The sequence below is a fragment of the Hominiventricola aquisgranensis genome, assembly GCF_040096225.1.
In the GTDB taxonomy this organism is placed as follows: Bacteria; Bacillota; Clostridia; order Lachnospirales; family Lachnospiraceae; genus Hominiventricola; species Hominiventricola aquisgranensis.
Window position 1 is genome coordinate 1 of record NZ_JBBMFC010000035.1, and the last position, 20,994, is coordinate 20,994.

Here is a 20,994-nt window from a genome sequence, read left to right on the forward strand (position 1 = left end):
CTGCTCTGGATTCCGGAACTGACGAAGTTTACAGACATGGATCGAGAACCGGTTTAGAAAGGATTCATAATTATTTGATAAATATTTCACTTGTATAATGTGCTCTTTTATATTAGAATATGTAGAAGAGCCTGATACAAGGTATTCAAAATCATACAAGGAGGAAAATTATCATGGCATATGTTATTACTGATGATTGCGTAGAGTGCGGAAGCTGCGCAGCTGTCTGTCCGGCTGATGCTATCTCTGAGGGAGATGGAAAATACGTGATCGACGCTGATGCATGTCTTGAGTGCGGAACCTGCGAAGCAGAGTGCCCGAACGAGGCTATTCACGCTGAATAATTCAAACAATCAAGCAGACCCGGAACCTGTTACTACAGGCTTCCGGGTCTGTTTTGTCATGTTGGATCAGTCTGGCTGTTGTTGATGATGCGTACCAAAAAACCAGGGTCGCCTGGATCCTGACTGTTTTTCTTCTTTTATCTTTGGAGCCTTTTTTTCTTTTGGCTTTTTTTCCTTCTTTTTGAAGAAATTCTTCTGTGCTTTCTGCTGAGTTGCGCGAAGCTGCGCATCAAGATTTTTATAATGTGTTTCTTCTCGTTCCTCTTGAAGACGGAACAGATAATCCATCTCCTTAACAACCTGAGTGGAGACCTGGTGGCTCAACTCTTTTCCCATTTCCAGCTGGTTGGCTTTTAATGCCTGAGAAACGACTTTTCCAAGGATCATCTGAAATTGCTCCATCTTATCACTGATGGGTGGTTCCGGTGCGGGAACGATCGCGGGTGGTGTATGCCCCTGCTCAATCTCCGGCAACAGTACCTTGATAGCTTTAAGCTGATATCCTTGCTCTTTCAGATCCTTAATGCGGTGAAACATTTGGATGTTATCTTCTGTATAGTAGCGATGACCCATTTCGTTGCGGCTGATTGGTAGTTCCAGCTCGTCCTCCCAGTAACGGAGCACATGAGCTTCTACATCCACCAGTCTGGCAGCATCTGAGATCATGTAACGCTTGGTATCCATATACATCCCTCCACCTTATGAAATTGTAGACAGATTTATTATAGCATATCCCCTTGATTTTGCAAGGGAATCGCCGTATAATGAAGCCATCCACGTTAATTGATAAGGAGGTTTAGAAACAATGCAGAAGATTTCTAAAGATATGATTATCTCAGATCTGGTACAGATCGATCAGAATATCATTCCGATCCTCATGAGAGAAGGAATGCATTGCATCGGTTGTCCGTCCGCACAGGCAGAGACTCTGGAAGAGGCTGCACTGGTTCATGGACTTGATCCGGATGTTCTTGTTGCAAGACTGAACAATTTCCTGGGAGCAGAATAAGACCAGTATAAAAAGGCTGTTCGCTACTTCATTTAAGAAGTATGCGGACAGCTTTTTTTGTGGCAGAATCTGCACTGCAGATTCAGAAAAACAGCTTAGATCAGTGCCAGCTGCTGAAGTGCACAGTGTTCCATCAGCAGTGTGTAGTGCTCTTTCATATAAGCTTCTCCGGAAGGAGAATATTTAGCAGAGGTGCCATACTCGGAAAGTATATTGCACACCTTGTTGAACTCTTCTGGCTTGTGGTCAGATTTACTCACCAGCAGATAATAATCTCCGGTCTCCGGGTTCTTATACAGAGAATTCTCTCCATGATAATGTCCGCTCAGAATCCGGGCTACGTCAAGGATCGGGTTCATGCGGTGGAACAGATACGATTTATGCATATCCAGTTCATTGGCAAGAACTTCCGCCTGCTGATCCCGCTTCTCAGTCGGAGTATTTTTCAGTCTGTGCTCTAACAGCTTCTGGAACAGATCCAGAACTTCATCGGCTCCGTCCGGGATCATGTCTTTCTGGGAATCATCCAGAAGATCCGGGGAAGCAGGGGAGAATCTGGAAAAACGGGTATCCAGTTCTTCCGGGTCAGCGACTTTGGTAATGTCCAGAATAATGCACTCATTGGACATGGGAATCGCTTCCACCATCAATGGAATATTGTCAGCCTCAAAACCAAACTGGCTTGATGCCTGTTCCATCATATCACGAAACAGGGAACGGGCTTTTTCAGTTCCATAGGCAATCTCACTGAGCTTGATGTGACGGTTCTCAAGATCGTCACGGGTCAGGAAACATCTTATTTTGTTTTCATTTATTTTTTCTATTTTCATGCAATCACAACCTGCGAATTTTTAGTTTTGTTATAGTATAAACAAAAAAGAGAAATATGTAAAGTGTGCACAAAAGCGAAATAAAGGAAAAAATCTGAAATTTTTATGAACTGTCTTGCAAAACAGCCAGATGTATGTATAATTAAACTGTAAGTCTACTTATCTGAATCTTTTCACGATTCTGTGAAAGCTTCCAAGTTGTTTTTTGAATGGCAAAGGAGGGATGTGCAGCTGAGGCGATATGCATGAGTTATAATATATCACACAACTTTCTTCTGTAATGATATGCATGTCACCAGAAAATGACGGGATCACCAGGGAAATTGGTTTTAAGGTACAGAAAAGAAAAGTCTGTCCATATCCGGTATTTAGTGGTGGTGGGAACGGTGGTCTTGTGTTATACTATGCAAAAAGGTTGAAAATAATACGAAGGATAATAAAAGTCTGGAGGGTGGATATGGCAAGAGAAGAACGTCAGATAAGAGAGGAACAGGCAAAAAGACGTCCGCGGAAAAGAAGACGACGTCGGAGAATCAGTCCGCAGGCATTTCCGGTTCTGATCGCCTTGGCACTGATCGTGCTGGTGGGCGGTTTTATGACGGGGAAATTTTTATATAATAAATATTCGCCATCCAAAGAGATGATGGATGGAAATGAATATTTTGGTCTGTCTGATGATGACAGTATGGCAGTGATCATGAATAATGAACTGCTGGAGGACAAAGCAAAATTTATTGACGGCAGAGTATATCTGAATGTGGAGACCGTCTATCAGTATATCAATTCCAGATTTTACTGGGATTCTACAGAGAACCTTTACCTGTATGCACTTCCTACAGAGCTGGTCAGCGTCGGGGTGGGAAGTACTGACTATGCAGTGGCAAAGGCGACCAACAGTGAAGATTATGTGATCCTTCGCGCAGACGGCAGCGATGCTTATGTGGCGCTGGATTTTATTAAAGAATATACAGCATTTAATTACGAATATTGGGAAGAGCCCAATCGTGTCCATGTAATTACCGAATTTGGTTCCAAAGATGTGGTGACTGCACAGAAAGCAAGCGCAGTCCGAAACAAGGCGGGAATCAAGTGTCCGATCCTTACAAAAGTAAATAAGGGAGATATCATGTATGTGCTGGATGAGCCGGAAGAGATCGACGAGTGGACGAGAGTTCTGACGGCAGACGGATACATTGGATATATTAAGGATAAGAGAATCTCCGCAGTGACAAAGACGGAGATTGCAGCACCAGAATTTGAAGAGCCAGTATACAGTAATATTTCCAAAGATTACAAGATCAATCTGACCTGGCATATGGTGACCAACCAGGCAGCTAATGATCAGCTGCTGAATAAAGTGGCGGATGCCAAAGGGCTGAATACTATCTCTCCGACCTGGTTCTCCATTGCGGATACAGATGGTAATATTTCCTCTCTGGCAAGTCAGTCCTATGTGACTTATGCACATCAGAATGGACTGGAAGTATGGGGACTGGTGGACAACTTCAAGGAAGGTGTAAGCACCTATGAGACTCTTTCCAGAACTTCCAGCCGTCAGAGACTGGTCAATCAGCTGACTGCAGCAGCGATCCAGTACGGACTGGATGGTATCAATGTGGACTTTGAGACCATTACGACAGAGTGCTCCAGAGCATATATTGAATTTATCCGGGAACTGTCGATCATGTGTCGGATCAACGGCATTGTATTATCGGTAGATAACTATGTACCTACTTCATCTTCGGATCATTATGACCGTGCGGAGCAGGGAGTCGTGGCAGATTATGTGATCGTTATGGGCTATGACGAGCATTACGCAGGTTCTGAAGAAGCAGGTTCTGTAGCATCTCATGATTTTGTGGAACGTGGTATCACCAGAACACTGGAAGAAGTACCAAAGGAAAAAGTTATCAATGCGGTTCCGTTCTATACCAGATTCTGGAAGACAGATCCAGATGGAACAGTATCCAGTGAAGCTCTTGGTATGAACGCTGCTGATGAGAAGGTTGCCAATAATAATGCGGAAAAGGTATGGGATGATACTACGAAGCAGTATTATGTGGAGATCGATTATAATGGAAGTTTCTATCAGATGTGGATGGAAGAAGAGACTTCGATTGAAGATAAGATGCAGCTCATCAAACAGTATGATCTGGCAGGCGTTGCCTCCTGGAGACTGGGGTATGAGAGAGCCAGCATCTGGGATGTAATTCTGAAATATGTAAATTAGTGTCCGGTGACGTATGTGGACCTGGAACAGATCGGAGTAACCACTGAATAGTTAGATATGCCGCTGCATAGACTTGAACAAAGACTATGCGGCGGTTTTTATTTTGGAAAGAAAAAAACTGGAACTGATCATGTCGGTATTGATGATTTTATGTGCATTTGTACTGGCAGAGAGAGGATGGCAGCAGACACTTGGAGAACATGTTACCGGAAATAGCGGTAAAAAATGCGTAGTCATTGATGCCGGGCACGGAGGAAATGATCCAGGGAAGATCGGGGTGGATGATTCCAGGGAAAAGGATCTCAATCTGGTCATTGCAGATAAAGTAAAGAGGATCCTGGAGCAGCAGGATATCGATGTGATCATGACAAGAGAGACGGATACGGGACTGTATGAGGAAGATGCATCCAACAAAAAAGTACAGGATCTGAAAAAACGGGTCAGTATCATCAATGAAAATCAGCCGGACTGCGTGATCAGCATCCATCAGAACAGTTACCATGAGGAATATGTTCATGGAGCGCAGGTATTTTATTATGGAACATCAGAACCGGGAAAAGCACTGGCGGAATTGATACAGAAAAAGATGATCGATTATGTGGATCCGGAGAATCGGCGTCAGGCAAAGGCAAATGAAAGCTATTATATCCTGAAAAAAACAAATGTGCCCATCGCCATTGTAGAATGCGGATTCCTGTCTAACTGGGAGGAAGCGAAAAAATTGCAGGATCCCGGGTATCAGAATAAAATCGCATGGGCAGTGGCTATGGGCATGATCAGCTATATGAATCAGTGATGATTACAGCATTGCAAAACCTTTGGACTTCAGGCAGCACTCTACTTCATAGATATCATCGGTGTAGAGTACCATGATCGGCTTGCCGGAATCACGGTTGAAGGACAGATAAATGTACTCTGCACTTACATTGCTGTCGGAAAGGGCTTTCAGAAGCTCGTTCAGATTACCGACTTCATCGGCTACTTCGACACCGAGGACATCAATGAGTTTGCACAGATAGTCTGCTTCTTTCAAGGAAGCGAGGGCTTTTTCCGGATCGGATACGACCATACGGATCACACCATACTCCGTGCCGTCATTAATGACGGATCCTAAGATGTTGATGCCCTGCTCAGCAAGAATACCGGTGATGTGCTGAACGGTTCCTTTTTTGTTCTCTGCATATATAGAAAGCTGTTTTAACATGGGTTAAGATCTCCTTTTTGCGTAAGTTATTATTCTGAGCTAACATACATTGTAGCAAATTAACGGATGGCGGGCAATGGGAACATTGATTTTTTTTGTCTGGAATGCTACACTGATAAAAGTGAGGTGAATACATTGCAGACAGAAGTTATCAAAATAGATAGAGAGAACATGGATCTGGATGTTCTGAAAAGGGCGGGTGAGATCCTGAAAAGCGGAGGACTTGTGGCATTTCCGACGGAGACCGTCTACGGTCTTGGTGGGGATGGCCTTCATGAAGAGTCTTCCAGAAAGATTTATGAGGCAAAGGGACGGCCTTCGGATAATCCTCTGATCGTTCATGTGGCAGACATGGAACATCTGGAAAAAATCGTGAAAAAAGTGCCAAAGGCAGCTTACAAGCTGGCAGAAGCATTCTGGCCGGGACCTATGACTATGATCCTTGAGAAAAATGATCTGGTTCCTTACGGAACGACGGGTGGGCTTGATACAGTAGCCATCCGTATGCCATCTGATCCTATTGCACTGGAGCTGATCCGTCAGGGCGGCGGCTATATTGCAGCGCCAAGTGCCAATACATCTGGCAGACCCAGCCCGACCACGGCACAGCATGTGTACGAAGATCTTCAGGGTAAGATTCCAATGATCCTGGATGGCGGAGCGGTCACTATCGGACTGGAATCCACTATTGTGGATCTGACAGAAGAGATTCCTACGATCCTTCGGCCTGGGTTTATTTCATTGGATATGGTACAGGCCGTGCTTGGAGAAGCACAGATCGACAGAGGTCTGATCGCCAATGATTCCAATATTCATCCGAAAGCACCGGGGATGAAGTATCGCCATTATGCGCCGAAAGCGGACTTGAAGATTGTGGAAGGTCCTATGGAGCAGGTGATTTCTTATATCAATGAGCAGGCAGAAAAGGGTCGGACAGGCATTATCTGTACAGAGGAGACACGTTCCCGTTATCCTAAAGGGGATATCAAATGTGTCGGAACCAGAAAGGATGAACTTTCCATCGCCAGTCATTTGTTTGCGGTGCTGCGGGAGTTTGATGAGGATGGAGTAGAGCAGATCTATTCTGAATCATTCAAAGCACCAGGGCTTGGAGAAGCCATTATGAATCGTTTACTGAAAGCGGCAGGACATCAAAAAGTTGATGTATCTGACAGAAAATAGGAGGACAAAAGAAATGTCAAAAGTAACCATCATGGATCATCCGCTGATCCAGCACAAAATTGGATTGATCCGTCGCAAGGAGACAGGATCCAAAGATTTTCGTCAGTTGATCAGTGAGATCGCTATGCTGATGTGTTATGAGGCGACCAGAGATCTGAAACTGACAGATGTGGAGATCGATACACCGATCAGTCATATGACTGCAAAGGAACTGGCAGGTAAGAAGCTGGCAGTCGTTCCGATCCTTCGTGCCGGTCTTGGCATGGTCGACGGTATGCTGACCATGATCCCGGCTGCAAAAGTAGGTCACATTGGTCTGTACAGAAATGAAGAAACTCTGGAACCGGTGGAGTATTACTGCAAGCTTCCTCAGGACTGCGCTGAGAGAGATGTCTTTGTAGTTGATCCTATGCTGGCAACCGGTGGGTCTTCTGTTGCAGCAATCACCATGCTGAAAAACAGAGGGGTTAAAAAGATCCGTTTTATGTGCATCGTGGCTGCACCGCAGGGAATTGAAAGAATGAAAGAAGAACATCCGGATGTAGATATCTATGTGGGTGCTCTTGATGATCATCTGAATGAGAACGGATACATCGTTCCGGGTCTTGGAGATGCCGGCGACCGTATTTTTGGAACCAAGTAGGAGGAATCTATGAGCGGAAAGAGAACGGATTATATTTCCTGGGATGAGTATTTTATGGGAATCGCACAGCTTTCCGCTATGCGTTCCAAAGATCCCAATACCCAGGTGGGAGCATGCATTGTAAGCCAGGAGAATAAAATTCTGTCTATGGGATATAATGGATTTCCAAAGGGCTGTGACGATGATGAGTATCCGTGGAACAGAGAAGGAGATCTGTGCGACAGCAAATATGCGTATGTGACGCACAGTGAGCTTAACGCGATCCTGAATTACAGAGGTGGAAGCCTGGAAGGAACGAAGCTTTATGTTACGTTGTTTCCGTGCAATGAGTGCGCCAAGGCGATCATTCAGGTGGGAATCGCAGAACTGGTCTACGCGGATGATAAATATAATGGGACACCGGCGAATCTGGCATCCAGACGGATGCTTACCTCTGCAGGGGTGAAGATGACTCCGTACAGGAGTAATGGAAGAATTCTTGAATTAAAGGTGTGAGTAAGGAGGGGCTGTCGTAGTTTACGACGGCCTTCTTGGTTATAAAAAACAGGGTAAACTTTCCTATTTATTAGTAGGTTCAGACAGTAAACTCTTGTTAAAACATTATATATTAAATTGTCAAGCTTTTAACGACTTGGTTGAAAGAACTAAATTATTGTGCTACAATGCTAAGAAAAGGCAAAGAATCTGATGAAAAATCTGAAAACAAAGGTGGTGAAAAGATGCTGGACGAGACTTTGAAGTCAGTCAAAGAAGCCGAGGCGAAAGCGGCGGCAGTGCTTCAGAAAGCAGAGGAAAAATCGGGATCCATTGTGGAGGAAGCAAAGGCGAAAGCCAAAACCATGAAAGCTGAGACGGAGAACAGGATCCGTACTCAGAGACAGGATGCAGAGGATGCATTTGTAAAAGACAACGAAACACAATTGTCAGACGCGGAGGCACAGGCCCTCAAGGAAGTGGATGCACTGAAACAGCTTATCGAGCCTAAACGGGCAGATGCAGTAAAAGCTGTGATCGCGTCATTAGTTTAAGCCTGAAAAAAAGAAAAGGAGGGATGTGCATATGGCAATCGTGCAGATGCAGCGGATCAATATCTGTGCATTGAAGAAGAATCGGAAAGCGATCCTGGAACGTCTGCAGGAACTCGGAGCCATGGAAGTCGATATCCGGCTGGAAGATGAAGAACTCTGTGAGAAACAGGATGTAAGCAGTTCCAGATCGACTTTCGAGAGAAGGTCCCAGACTGCGGACCAGGCACTCCATATACTGGATGAGTATGCACCGGAGAAAAAAGGAATGCTGGACTCCCTGGCGGGAAAGCCGCTGGTTGATAAGGAGTCTCTTGCAAAAGCTGCTGCGCAGCAGGACAATTTTATGCAGACCGCAACCAAGATCATAATGTTGGATAAGCAGGTGGCTGAGAGTCAGGCAGCAGCACAGAAACTGGAAAATCAGGCAGAAACGCTTACACCATGGCTTGGTCTGACAGTTCCGGTAAACTTCTCAGGAACGAGAAGTACAGCATTTCTGATCGGTACATTACCAGGACAGCAGGATCAGCAGAGTGTGCTGAAGATTCTTGCAGACGCAGCACCGGAGATCGAGGCAGTAAATGTCGAACTGATATCCAAAGATAAGGATTTTACTTATCTGGCTGTTGTATGTCTCAGACAGGATGCATCCAAAGTGGAGGAAGCACTTCGGACGGCGGGATTTGCAAAGCCGTCATCAGCCGTTTCTAAGATACCGGCACAGTACAAGGAAGAGCTTCTGGCAGAGATGAAAGAAGCGCAAAGCAAAGCAGAGGAGCTGGGGCGTGAGATCGCCTCTTATGCTGCAAGCAGGCAGGATCTGGAGCTGATCTCAGATTACTATCAGACAAGAGCCGAAAAATATCGGATTCTTGGAGAGCTTCCTCAGACAAAGAGTACATTTGCGGTAAGCGGCTATGTTCCGGCACAGAAAGCAGAGGCAATCGTCAAAGAGCTGACCGACAGATATGGTGCGGCAGCAGAAGCAGAAGAGATCGCAGAGGATGAAGAAGCTCCGGTCCTGCTTCATAACAATCGGTTTTCCGAGTCTGTGGAGGGTGTGCTTGCATCCTTCGGTCTTCCTGCAAAAGGAGAGATCGACCCCACGTTCTTTACATCGATTTTTTATGTATTTTTATTCGGACTGATGTTGTCCGATGCAGCTTATGGATTGATCGTTTCGCTGGTATGCGGAATCGTTCTTCTGAAATTCCCGCGGATCGAGGAGAATTTAAGAAAATCCATTCAGTTATTCTTCTGGTGTGGTATTTCCACATTGGTATGGGGCATACTGTTCGGCGGTTATTTTGGAGACGCGCTGGATGTCATATCGGAGACCTTCTTTGGTCACAAGATATCGATCCCGGCATTGTGGTTCGTACCGTTGAATGAGCCGATGAGAATGCTTCTGTATTCCATGCTGTTCGGTGTGATCCATCTGTTCACCGGACTTGCATTAAAGGGATATATGTGTATCAGAGATCACAAATATATGGATTTTATCTGTGACGTTGTATTCTGGTACATGCTGCTTCTTGGACTGATCGGTATTCTGATCCCGTCCAGCATGTTTGCAGGCATTGCAGGAAAACAGATCGTATTCCCGGCAGCTCTCAATGCAGCAGCAAAATGGAGCGCGATCCTGGGTGCAGTTGGAATCGTACTGTTCTCCGGCCGTTCCAGCAAGAATCCGGCTCTTCGCATTGCACTGGGTGCTTATGACCTGTACAACATTACAGGCTGGCTCAGTGATGTACTTTCCTACTCCCGTCTGCTGGCACTTGGCCTTGCAACCGGAGTTATCGCTTCCGTAGTCAACCAGATGGGAAGCATGGGCGGAAAGAGCATCGGAGGAGTGATTCTCTTTATTGTTGTATTTGTGATCGGTCATACATTCAATATGGCGATCAACCTTCTGGGTGCGTATGTACACACCTGCAGACTCCAATATGTGGAGTTCTTTGGAAAATTTTACGAAGGCGGTGGACAACCGTTCCAGCCGTTTAAATTGAAAACCAAATATGTGGATATCAAGGAGGAAAAATAATTATGTTAAGCAGTATTACTGGTAATGGATGGGCGTTAATCGGAGCAGCACTGGCAGTTATCCTGGCAGGATGTGGTTCTGCATATGGTGTAGGTGTTGCCGGACAGGCAGCAGCAGGCGTTGTTACGGAAGATCCTTCCAAATTCGCGAAGGTTCTGGTTATCCAGCTGCTTCCTGGTACACAGGGTATCTACGGTCTGCTGGTAGCATTCGTTGCACTTTCCAGATATGGACTTCTGGGCGCAGCTTCCGCTGAGCTTTCTGTAGCAACCGGACTGATGGTAATGGCAGCTTGCCTTCCGATCGGAATCGTTGGTCTTGTATCTGCTATTCATCAGGGTAAAACCGCAGTTGCATCTATCGGAATCGTTGCAAAGAAACCGGATCAGTTTGGTAAAGCAATGCTGTTCCCGGCAATGGTTGAGACCTACGCAATTCTGGCTCTTCTGATTTCCATTCTTGCACTTCCGACCGTATAATAACCACAGGAATGTAAGGAGGGAAGCTTTAGAATGACCGGATTGGATAAGATTACAAGCCAGATTCAGGAAGAAGCCGAAGCCTCTGCAAAAGAGCGGGTCGAAGCAGCACAGAAAGAAGCAGAACAGATCCTTGCCGATGCCAAAGCAGCATGTGAGGCAATGGAGAAGGAAGCCTCTGATAAAGCAGCCGCTCTGAAGACTGTACAGGATGGCCGGATTCATTCGGCAGCTGAGCAGAAACGCAAGACCGCACTGCTGAAAGCAAAGCAGGAGATCATTGCAGAGATTATCGGAAGTGCTTACCAGACTCTGAAGGAAGAGGATACGGCAAGTTATTTCCTGACAATGGAAAAATTAGTAAAGACCTATGCGCTGGCGGATAAAGGAGAGATCTATTTTTCCGCAGCAGACCTTGGACGCATGCCGGCTGACTTTGAGAAAAAAATCGAAGCGGCTGCACAGGAGAACGGCGGAAGCCTGACTCTGAAAAAAGAACCGAAGGAAATCCCGGATGGTTTTATCCTGGTCTATGGAGGCGTGGAAGAGAACTGTACGCTGAAAGCACTGTTTGATGCGAAGAAAGATCAGCTTCAGGATCGGGTCAACGAGATGTTATTTTTATAAAAAAGCAGATTCGCCATAGAAGGAGGGTTATCATTGTCTGATACAAAGTATACCTACGCGGTTGCGCGAATCCGTGCTTTGGAGGTATCCCTGTTTTCCTCATCTACGATTGAGCAGCTCATTGCCTGCAAAGATCATGAGAGCTGTCTGAGATTTCTGACAGAACATGGCTGGGGCGGTGTGGATGTTCCACTGAATGCGGATGCAATTCTCACAAGGGAACAGGAAAAAATCTGGGAGACCATCAGGGAGATGCAGGTGGACATGGATGTATTTGATGTCCTCTCTTATCCCAACTGGTTCCACAACCTGAAGGCGGCGGTCAAGGAAGTATGTACTGGCAAGAGCGGCGCCAATATCTATTTTGAAGGTACACCCATTTCCAAAGAGGAAATGACAAGGATCATCCGGGAAAAAGATTATCAGGCTTTACCGGAGAATATGCGGGAAGCTGCCAGCGAGGCAGTGGACACGCTGCTTCATTCGGGAGACGGTCAGCTATGTGATGTGATCATCGACCGGGCGACCATGGAAGCAATCCTGGCAGCAGGAAAGAAATCCAAAGCAGCGATCATCCGCGATTATGCAGAGTCAACAGTAGCAGTTGCCAACATCAAAGTGGCAGTCAGATGCTGTAAGACCGGTAAGTCGCTGGAGTTTATGAAACGTGCCATGGCTCCGTGCAAAACACTTAATGTGGAGCGGCTGGCACATGCAGCACTGGTTGGTCTGGATGCTGTGATGGAATATCTGAATGGTGCAGGTTATGCAGAGGCTGCAGAGGCACTCAAAGAATCTCCGTCAGCATTTGAACGTTGGTGCGACAACCGGATCATTGAGACGATCCAGCCGCAGAAGACCAATCCGTTTTCTGTCGGACCGCTGGTGGCATATGTGATCGCAAGACAAAATGAAATAAAAACGGTGAGAATCATTCTTACCTGTAAGCAGAATGGCTTATCAGACGATTCCATCCGGGAAAGGGTAAGGGAGATGTATGTATAAGATCGCAGTAATGGGCGCATATGACAGTATCTATGGATTCGCGTCACTGGGCCTGGACATTCATCCTGTATCCGATATCCGGGAGGGAGAAGAAACACTGAGGAGACTGGCAACCGGCGAGTATGCCGTGATCTATATTACCGAAGAGCTGGCAGCGCAGATCCCTCATGAGATAGCCAGATACCGGGAGCAGGTTCTCCCGGCAATCATCCAGATACCAGGCGTGGCCGGAAATACAGGCGCAGGTATCGAAGGAGTGAAAAAGTCGGTAGAACAGGCAGTCGGTTCTGATATCCTGTTCGGAAATGATTAGAAAGCAGGTGAATCCATTCAATGAGTAAAGGCACGATAAAGAAAGTGGCAGGACCTCTGGTCATCGCAGAGGGAATGCGGGATGCCAACATGTACGATGTGGTTCGTGTAAGCGAGCAGCGTCTGATTGGTGAGATCATCGAGATGCACGGTGATCAGGCATCTATTCAGGTATATGAGGAGACTGCGGGACTTGGACCGGGTGAACCGGTAGAGTCCACAGAGATGCCTCTGTCCGTAGAACTTGGACCGGGTCTGATTACCAGTATCTATGATGGTATTCAGCGTCCGCTGGACGATATTATGAAACTCTGCGGCAACAACTTAAAGCGTGGTGTGGAAGTTCCTTCTCTGAAGCGCGATAAGAAGTGGACCTTCGTTCCGACTGCAAAAGCAGGCGATGAGGTAGAGGCAGGCGATATCATCGGTACCGTTCAGGAGACTGCAGTTGTCGAGCAGAGAATCATGATTCCTTATGGAATCGAAGGAACCATCAAGGAGATCAAAGGCGGCGATTTTACCGTTGATGAAACCGTGGCAGTTGTGACGACCAAAGATGGTGACAAAGAAGTATCTCTGATGCAGAAATGGCCGGTTCGTAAAGGCCGTCCGTACAAGAAAAAACTTCCGCCGACCATGCCTCTGGTAACTGGTCAGCGTGTTGTCGATATGTTCTTCCCAATCGCAAAAGGTGGTGTTGCAGCTGTACCGGGACCGTTCGGTTCAGGAAAGACAGTTATCCAGCATCAGCTTGCAAAATGGGCAGAAGCAGATATCGTTGTTTATATCGGATGTGGTGAGCGTGGAAACGAGATGACCGACGTTCTGAACGAGTTCCCGGAACTGAAAGATCCGAAGACCGGAAAGTCTTTGATGGAGCGTACCGTTCTGATCGCCAATACATCCGATATGCCGGTTGCTGCCCGTGAGGCATCTATCTATACCGGTATCACCATTGCTGAGTATTTCCGTGACATGGGTTATTCCGTAGCACTGATGGCAGACTCCACTTCCCGTTGGGCAGAGGCTCTTCGTGAGATGTCAGGACGTCTGGAGGAGATGCCTGGAGAGGAAGGTTACCCGGCATACTTAGGATCCCGTCTGGCACAGTTCTATGAGAGAGCCGGACATGTGGTAAACCTTGGAAAAGATGGAAGAGAAGGCGCACTGTCCGTAATCGGAGCAGTATCCCCGCCAGGTGGAGATATTTCTGAGCCGGTATCTCAGGCAACCCTGCGTATCGTTAAGGTATTCTGGGGACTGGATTCCGCACTGGCTTACAAACGTCACTTCCCGGCAATCAACTGGCTGACCAGTTACTCTCTGTATCTGGACAACATCGCCGGATGGTTTACAAAGAATGTTGCAGAAGACTGGATGAGCGGCCGTCAGGAAATGATGTCCCTGCTTCAGGATGAGGCACAGCTCAACGAGATCGTACAGATGGTAGGTATGGATGCTCTGTCCGCTCCGGACCGTCTGAAGATGGAAGCTGCCCGTTCTATCCGTGAGGACTTCCTGCACCAGAACTCCTTCCATGAGGTAGATACGTATACTTCTCTGAAGAAACAGCTCCTCATGATGAGACTGGTACTTGCATATTATGATAAATCTGTGGAAGCACTTGGAAATGGTGCAGGCGTACAGGATCTGATCAAACTTCCTGTTCGTGAGCAGATCGGACGTTACAAATATACACTGGAAGAGAATCTGGATGCAGAATACCAGAAAGTTCTGGATACTCTGGATACTCAGATTGCTGATGTATGCGGAAAGGAGGACTTCTAAATGCCAAAGGAATATAGAACCATACAGGAAGTAGCCGGACCGCTGATGCTGGTACAGGGCGTGGAAGGCGTCACCTATGATGAACTGGGTGAGATCGAGCTGGCTAACGGCGAGACCCGCCGCTGTAAAGTACTTGAGGTAAACGGTACCGACGCCATGGTACAGCTCTTCGAGAGTTCTACCGGTATTAACCTGTCCAACAGTAAAGTACGTTTCCTGGGAAGAAGTATGGAGCTTGGTGCTTCTGAAGATATGCTGGGCCGTGTATTTGACGGTATGGGCCGTCCTATCGATGGTGGTCCTGAGATCCTGCCGGACAAACGTCTGGATATCAACGGTCTGCCTATGAACCCGGCAGCAAGAAGTTATCCGAACGAGTTCATTCAGACAGGTATCTCCGCAATCGACGGACTGAACACCCTGGTTCGTGGACAGAAGCTTCCCATCTTCTCTGCTTCCGGTCTTCCGCATGCACAGCTTGCCGCACAGATTGCAAGACAGGCAAAAGTAAGAGGAAAAGATGAAAAATTCGCTGTAGTATTTGCAGCTATGGGTATTACCTTCGAGGAATCCAATTTCTTCGTAGAGAGCTTCCGCGAGACCGGTGCTCTGGACAGAACCGTACTATTTGTCAACCTGGCAAATGACCCGGCTGTTGAACGTATTGCAACTCCGCGTATGGCACTGACCGCTGCAGAGTACCTGGCATTTGAAAAGGACATGCATGTTCTGGTTATCCTTACTGATATTACCAACTACGCAGATGCTCTTCGTGAGATCTCCGCAGCACGTAAAGAGGTTCCGGGACGTCGTGGATATCCGGGTTACATGTATACGGACCTTGCTCAGATGTATGAGAGAGCAGGACGCCAGAAGGGTAAAGAAGGATCCATCACCATGATTCCGATCCTGACCATGCCTGAGGATGATAAGACGCATCCGATCCCTGACCTTACCGGATACATCACAGAGGGTCAGATCATCTTAAGCCGTGAGCTTTACAGAAAAGGTATCAATCCGCCGATTGATGTACTGCCGTCTCTGTCCCGTCTGAAGGATAAGGGTATCGGCGAGGGCAAGACCCGTGCGGATCACTCCAATACACTGAACCAGCTGTTTGCAGCCTATGCAAGAGGTAAAGATGCGAAAGAGCTTATGACCATTCTTGGTGAGGCAGCACTCTCTGATATCGATCTGATCTATGCAAAATTTGCAGATGAATTTGAGAAACAGTATGTATCTCAGGGATTCCAGGCAGACCGTGATATCGAAGAGACACTGAGCATCGGATGGAAGCTTCTGTCCATCCTGCCGAGAAGCGAGCTGAAACGTATTGACGATAAGTTCCTGGATCAGTACTACGGAAAGTAGGAGGTGACTGCACGTGGCATCTACACAGGTGAACCCCACCCGAATGGAGCTGACACGCCAGAAGAAAAAACTGGTGACGGCCACTAAAGGTCATAAGCTTCTGAAGGACAAGCGGGACGAATTGATGCGTCAGTTCCTGGATCTGGTACGGGAAAACATGGCACTGCGCCAGAAAGTGGAAGCAGGTATCAAGGCTGCCAATAAGAATTTTGTCATTGCCAAAGCAGGTATGTCTGAGGAAACTCTTCATACTGCTCTGATGGCTCCCAAACAGGAAGTCTATCTGGAGACAGACAAGAAGAATGTCATGAGTGTGGATATCCCGGTCTTTGAGTACAAGACCAGAACCGCTGACGAGAATGACATCTATTCTTATGGTTTTGCTTATACATCCGGTGATCTGGATGATGCAGTCAAATCATTGGCTGACATTTTGCCGGATATGCTGAAGCTGGCTGAGACGGAGAAAGCATGCCAGCTCATGGCGGCAGAGATTGAGAAGACCCGTCGTCGTGTAAATGCTCTGGAGCATGTGATCATTCCGCAGGCACAGGAGCATATTAAATACATCACCATGAAGCTGGACGAGAATGAGCGTTCTACGCAGATCCGTCTGATGAAGGTGAAGGATATGATGCTGGAACAGACCCATCATTATAAGGAAAAACAGGCAGGCTATGCTGTCGAGATCGAACAGGATTAGTCGACTGGGAAAAGTAAAAGGCTGTCCGGGGATTTCCCCGGATGGCTTTTTTTATGGAATTTTTATTGTATTTCACCTGCATCTGACAGACTGCATATATATATTACAGATATGATAGGAGAATGGAGCAGGTGTTCATGAAAGAAATCCAGGAATGGAATCCTTACTATATTGGCGCGTCCTGCAGCCTGTATCGGCCGGAGCAGTTCTACCCATGGCTGTATCCTTATGGAAGCAGCAGGCATTACATCAGTCTGTGGAACGATCCGGAACAGATGGAAGATGTGGAGGATAAGAAGCGGATCATGGAAATGTATCCGTTGATGGCAAGACGACTCCAGCCTTATGTGGAGGAATGCTGTGACCGGCTGGAATATGAAGGCAGTATGATGTATGACGAGTATCCGGATCGGCTGTCATTGCTTCGAAAGTCTCAGGAAGTGTGGGAACAGGCGCAGAAAAGGGAAAATTTTGGTGAAAATAGTCCTGATTGGGAACAGATCCGTGATCTGACCGGCGTTCTTCTGCTGCAGGAAATGCTGGTGAGAAGGAAGAAAAAACGCCGGAGATAGACTGGCTGCGGGTGCTTGACCCACCGGAGAAAGACTGCTAGAATGAAGGGCATAACAGTTTTCGATAGATGGAGAGAGACATGAAAAGAAGAATCATACAATATACCACTGTTGTGCTTGCATTTCTGGCAGGCATGATCTTTATGACATATATGACCCGTATGGGTAACCGGGATATGACCGGCGATATGGCACAGGCACAGTTGCCGGTCGTCCACGCGGAACAGGACGGTGTCCTCTATAATGAAATGCACGGCTACGTGGAAGATATGGACGGAGCCAGCATGCGGGACAGTGTGATCGGTGTATCAGAGGATCATAAAGTAGGACTGGCACTGGAAAAATATAATGCACAGATCAAGTCAGTGTCCTACGAAGTGAGAAGTCTGGACATGAGCCGTCTGATCGAAAGTGGAGACGATCTGCAGGCGGAAGACGATGGAAAGTATCTGCACATTTCTCTGACACTCAAAGATCTTCTGACCCAGGGAGAAGAATATCTTCTGGTACTGAAGGTACAGACCGAAGATCAGGATCTGGTACGGTTCTATTCAATCCTGACTTACCTGGGAACGAATCATGTGCAGGACTGCGTGGATTTTGCGCAACGGTTTCATGAGATGACGCTGACCGGTGATTCAGATGGCGTATTGAATTATCTGGAGCAGGATGGAAGTATGGATGGCAAGAATCTGGGATATATTAACATTCATTCCCGTTCCGGTCCTGTGACCTGGGGGGACATGCAGGTGGAGCAGATCGGTGATCCTAGTCTGCGTTTCACAGAACTTGAGAGCGACATTACCGCTCTGACCATGGAATATCAGGTGACCAATACAGAGATCAATGAGCAGTACCAGGTAAGAGAAGCATACCGTCTGCGCTATACTTCCACCAGGATCTACCTGCTGGCTTATGAGCGCTGGACAGACAAGATCCTGGAACCGGGTCGTCAGCTGGTGGAAGATGGAAAACTGTCCTTCGGTATCCAGAGCAGTGAACCGGTCTATATGAAGAATACAGAAGAAAATGTGGTTGGATTTGTAGAGCAGGGGCAGCTGTGGAGTTATGATTATGGCCAGAATCGTCTGAGTCTGGTCTATGGATTCACGGATGGACAGGATGGCAGAGCTGCCTGGAAAGAGCATGATTTCCGTCTGTTGAAAGTAGATGATACCGGAAGTATGGATTTTCTGCTGTATGGCTATATGAACCGCGGACGTTATGAAGGCAGAAGCGGGGTCATGTTCTGCCATTATGATGCACTGATGAATACGGTGGAGGAACTGTTCTTTGTGCCGTCTAATCAGTCTTATGCGGCAATGAAAGAAGATATCGGGGATCTGGCAGTTCAGAATGGAAATGGTAAGGCATGGCTTTGCTGGCAGGGAAATCTTCTGCAGATAAATTTAGATGACCATTCTGTGACAATACTGGCCAGAAATGTAAATGCGTCTGACCTGCAGGTATCTGACAGCGGACTTCTGGCAGCATGGAATGATGAGGACAGCGGTGCTATCTGTCTTCTCAATACTTCCACCGGTGTGGTCTCAAGAATCGAAACCGGCGATGGAGAAGTGTTAAAGACTCTTGGATTTATGGAAGAGGATCTGATCTACGGAGCAGGATACAGCTCTGATATCTATACGGATCAGGCAGGAAAAGAGATGCAGCCGCTCTACTGTGTGACCATCCGTGATCAGGCAGGCAAGGATGTACGTCAGTTTGAATATTCTTCTAAAGGAAAATATGTGAGCGGGGTAACGATCGTAGAGAACCGGATCGACCTGGCATGTGTAGCAAAGGCTTCGGATGGAAGCTGGCAGGAAGCATTGTCAGAGCCCATCACCTATACAAGTGAGACACATACGAATCTGTTGAAGCTTTCGACTGTCTATGACGAAGTGCGCAGAAATGAATATGTGCTGACCTATGGGGGTAATATAAGAAAGGGTTCTATGAAGCAGCCCAATGTACGTCTGGTGCTTTATGAAGGAAGCAGAATCGTTGATGCAGGAGATGCCTCTGTGAAACAGTATCTTGCATACCGCTATGACGGAAGTGCAGAAGGATTTGAAACGCTGACAGAGGCAGTGCAGTATGCGTACAATGGCATGGGATCTGTCTGGTACAGTGCGGATCAGTGTTACTGGCGCCGTGGCGGCAGAAAGAGCCGGGTACAGTTGAATGGTTATGACGATAGCAGTCTGCTGGCAGGCGACGGATCTGATCTTGCGCAGTGTGTACAGTTGTTATTAAAACAAAAACAGATCTATACAGATGTACAGTCAGAACTGGATCAGGGAACTGCCATCTGGCAGATTCTGACACAGGAGTTAGGGGAAGATGCATGTCTTCTTCCAGGCTGTAGCTTAAGTATGGCTCTTTACTATGTAAGTCAGGGTTCCCCGGTGGTGGCATTGATCCCGGGTGGAGCCGTATTGATCGTAGGATATGATGCACAGAACATCATTTATTACCGTCCAGGCAGCAATGATCTGACCAAAGGCGGCATGAATGACAGTTCTTCTATGTTTGAAGAGGCGGGAAATGTATTTTATACTTGCCTGCCATAAGGCATGAGAGAAGGAGTAAGATGATGGATAATAGAATTACAACTCTGGCAGAAAATCTGGTGAACTATTCCTGTCAGGTAAAACCAGGAGATAAGGTATATGTACATTACACAGGCGATAGTACAAGACCGCTGGCAAAGGAGATCGTAAAGAAAGTATATGAGGCAGGAGGCGTTCCATTTGTGCATTTTACAGATCCGCAGCTTCAGCGTGCACAGCTGATGCACTGTACCAAAGAACAGATGGAACTGATGGCGGAAGTGGACAGCCTGGAAATGTCTCGTATGGACTGCTATATTGCAGTACGTGGCAGCGATAACATCACGGAACTTTCTGATGTGCCAGCCGAACAGATGGCGCTTTATGAGAAATATTATGTGACTCCGGTCCATCATGGGATCCGTGTGCCGAAGACCCGATGGGTCGTATTACGTTATCCGAACGATGCCATGGCGCAGCTTTCCGGTACCAGTACAGAAGCGTTTGAAGACTTTTATTTCCATGTATGCAATCTGGATTACAGCCGTATGGAGAAAGCCATGGGTGCGCTGGTGGATCTGATGAACCGGACTGATAAAGTGCATCTGGCAGGACCGGGAACAGATCTGACTTTTTCCATCAAAGATATTCCGGCGATCCCCTGTGCAGGCCGCATGAACATTCCGGACGGAGAAGTATTTACCGCGCCGGTACGTGATTCCATCAACGGAACGATAAGCTACAATACACCTTCTGTGTATCAGGGATTTACCTTTGAAAATATCTGCCTGACTTTTGAAAATGGTAAGATCGTAAAAGTGACCGCCAATGATACAGAGCGGATTAATAAGGTATTTGATACGGATGAAGGAGCTCGCTATGTGGGTGAATTTGCCATTGGCGTGAATCCATATGTGCTGCATCCCATGAAAGATATCCTGTTTGACGAGAAGATCATGGGATCCATTCATCTCACACCGGGCAACTGTTACGATGAAGCTCCAAATGGAAATGTTTCCTCCATCCACTGGGATCTGGTGTGGATCCAGAGACCGGAGTATGGCG

22 protein-coding genes are annotated in these 20,994 nt (G+C 46.9%); 19 read left to right on the forward strand and 3 right to left on the reverse strand.

Translation table 11 applies throughout. The annotated features are described in order from the left end of the window. Positions 1-173: 173 nt before the first annotated feature. Positions 174-344: a 4Fe-4S ferredoxin gene (fdxA, locus tag WMO62_RS14180; RefSeq protein ID WP_117498442.1), complete on the forward strand. Its 171-nt coding sequence runs from the start codon at positions 174-176 to the stop codon at positions 342-344. A gap of 66 nt (positions 345-410) precedes the next feature. Here fdxA and WMO62_RS14185 read toward each other — a convergent pair whose 3' ends face one another. Beyond that, entirely contained in the window at positions 411-1,028 is a 618-nt protein-coding gene (locus WMO62_RS14185) for a helix-turn-helix domain-containing protein (RefSeq protein ID WP_117498444.1), read from the reverse strand. Positions 1,029-1,149: 121 nt separating this feature from the next. Between WMO62_RS14185 and WMO62_RS14190 the strand changes: the two genes are divergently transcribed. Next, positions 1,150-1,353 (forward strand): DUF1858 domain-containing protein, encoded by a 204-nt coding sequence (locus tag WMO62_RS14190; protein WP_117498446.1) that lies wholly within the window; start codon positions 1,150-1,152, stop codon positions 1,351-1,353. A gap of 95 nt (positions 1,354-1,448) precedes the next feature. Here WMO62_RS14190 and WMO62_RS14195 read toward each other — a convergent pair whose 3' ends face one another. Next, positions 1,449-2,183, reverse strand: coding sequence for an adaptor protein MecA (locus WMO62_RS14195; protein WP_178755610.1), 735 nt, complete (start codon positions 2,181-2,183; stop codon positions 1,449-1,451). Positions 2,184-2,640: 457 nt separating this feature from the next. Between WMO62_RS14195 and WMO62_RS14200 the strand changes: the two genes are divergently transcribed. Further along, complete coding sequence (locus WMO62_RS14200; RefSeq protein ID WP_349145069.1) at positions 2,641-4,413, forward strand: glycosyl hydrolase family 18 protein; 1,773 nt, start codon at positions 2,641-2,643, stop codon at positions 4,411-4,413. Positions 4,414-4,516: 103 nt separating this feature from the next. After that, positions 4,517-5,209 carry an N-acetylmuramoyl-L-alanine amidase gene (locus WMO62_RS14205; RefSeq protein WP_435390505.1) on the forward strand — a complete coding sequence of 231 codons (693 nt, stop codon included), beginning with the start codon at positions 4,517-4,519 and terminating at the stop codon, positions 5,207-5,209. A gap of 3 nt (positions 5,210-5,212) precedes the next feature. On the opposite strand, the gene WMO62_RS14210 is transcribed toward WMO62_RS14205, so the two are convergent. Then, a complete protein-coding gene (locus tag WMO62_RS14210; RefSeq protein ID WP_147601968.1) occupies positions 5,213-5,617 on the reverse strand; it encodes an ACT domain-containing protein in 405 nt (134 codons plus the stop codon). A gap of 135 nt (positions 5,618-5,752) precedes the next feature. On the opposite strand from WMO62_RS14210, the gene WMO62_RS14215 reads away from it, so the two are divergent. The 15 genes from WMO62_RS14215 to WMO62_RS14285 form a co-directional block, all read left to right on the forward strand. Next, entirely contained in the window at positions 5,753-6,799 is a 1,047-nt protein-coding gene (locus tag WMO62_RS14215; RefSeq protein WP_349145070.1) for an L-threonylcarbamoyladenylate synthase, read from the forward strand. A gap of 13 nt (positions 6,800-6,812) precedes the next feature. Beyond that, positions 6,813-7,442, forward strand: a complete 630-nt coding sequence (gene upp, locus WMO62_RS14220; RefSeq protein ID WP_117498454.1) for a uracil phosphoribosyltransferase — start codon at positions 6,813-6,815, stop codon at positions 7,440-7,442. Positions 7,443-7,451: 9 nt separating this feature from the next. Then, positions 7,452-7,937, forward strand: coding sequence for a deoxycytidylate deaminase (locus WMO62_RS14225; RefSeq protein ID WP_117498456.1), 486 nt, complete (start codon positions 7,452-7,454; stop codon positions 7,935-7,937). Positions 7,938-8,161: 224 nt separating this feature from the next. Beyond that, a complete protein-coding gene (locus WMO62_RS14230; protein WP_147324681.1) occupies positions 8,162-8,470 on the forward strand; it encodes a hypothetical protein in 309 nt (102 codons plus the stop codon). A 31-nt stretch (positions 8,471-8,501) separates the two neighbouring features. Continuing rightward, positions 8,502-10,517, forward strand: coding sequence for a V-type ATP synthase subunit I (locus tag WMO62_RS14235; RefSeq protein ID WP_349145072.1), 2,016 nt, complete (start codon positions 8,502-8,504; stop codon positions 10,515-10,517). Positions 10,518-10,519: 2 nt separating this feature from the next. After that, positions 10,520-10,996: a V-type ATP synthase subunit K gene (locus tag WMO62_RS14240; RefSeq protein ID WP_117498463.1), complete on the forward strand. Its 477-nt coding sequence runs from the start codon at positions 10,520-10,522 to the stop codon at positions 10,994-10,996. Between the two features lie 33 nt (positions 10,997-11,029). After that, positions 11,030-11,623, forward strand: a complete 594-nt coding sequence (locus tag WMO62_RS14245; RefSeq protein ID WP_349145074.1) for a V-type ATP synthase subunit E — start codon at positions 11,030-11,032, stop codon at positions 11,621-11,623. A 33-nt stretch (positions 11,624-11,656) separates the two neighbouring features. Next, a complete protein-coding gene (locus WMO62_RS14250; protein WP_118512228.1) occupies positions 11,657-12,628 on the forward strand; it encodes a V0D/AC39 family V-type ATPase subunit in 972 nt (323 codons plus the stop codon). Next, positions 12,621-12,941 (forward strand): V-type ATP synthase subunit F, encoded by a 321-nt coding sequence (locus tag WMO62_RS14255; protein ID WP_117498468.1) that lies wholly within the window; start codon positions 12,621-12,623, stop codon positions 12,939-12,941. The genes WMO62_RS14250 and WMO62_RS14255 overlap by 8 nt, the downstream gene beginning before the upstream one ends. Before the next feature lie 20 nt (positions 12,942-12,961). After that, positions 12,962-14,728, forward strand: coding sequence for a V-type ATP synthase subunit A (locus WMO62_RS14260; RefSeq protein WP_118439431.1), 1,767 nt, complete (start codon positions 12,962-12,964; stop codon positions 14,726-14,728). Next, positions 14,729-16,099 (forward strand): V-type ATP synthase subunit B, encoded by a 1,371-nt coding sequence (locus WMO62_RS14265; RefSeq protein ID WP_117498472.1) that lies wholly within the window; start codon positions 14,729-14,731, stop codon positions 16,097-16,099. It begins immediately after the preceding gene. Between the two features lie 13 nt (positions 16,100-16,112). Further along, positions 16,113-16,802, forward strand: a complete 690-nt coding sequence (locus WMO62_RS14270) for a V-type ATP synthase subunit D (protein ID WP_117498474.1) — start codon at positions 16,113-16,115, stop codon at positions 16,800-16,802. A 137-nt stretch (positions 16,803-16,939) separates the two neighbouring features. Continuing rightward, positions 16,940-17,374, forward strand: a complete 435-nt coding sequence (locus WMO62_RS14275; RefSeq protein ID WP_147357184.1) for a hypothetical protein — start codon at positions 16,940-16,942, stop codon at positions 17,372-17,374. Between the two features lie 80 nt (positions 17,375-17,454). Further along, positions 17,455-19,950, forward strand: coding sequence for a hypothetical protein (locus tag WMO62_RS14280; RefSeq protein WP_349145076.1), 2,496 nt, complete (start codon positions 17,455-17,457; stop codon positions 19,948-19,950). 20 nt (positions 19,951-19,970) lie between these two features. After that, positions 19,971-20,994 (forward strand): aminopeptidase (locus WMO62_RS14285; protein WP_349145077.1); only part of this gene is annotated, 1,024 nt, incomplete at its 3' end.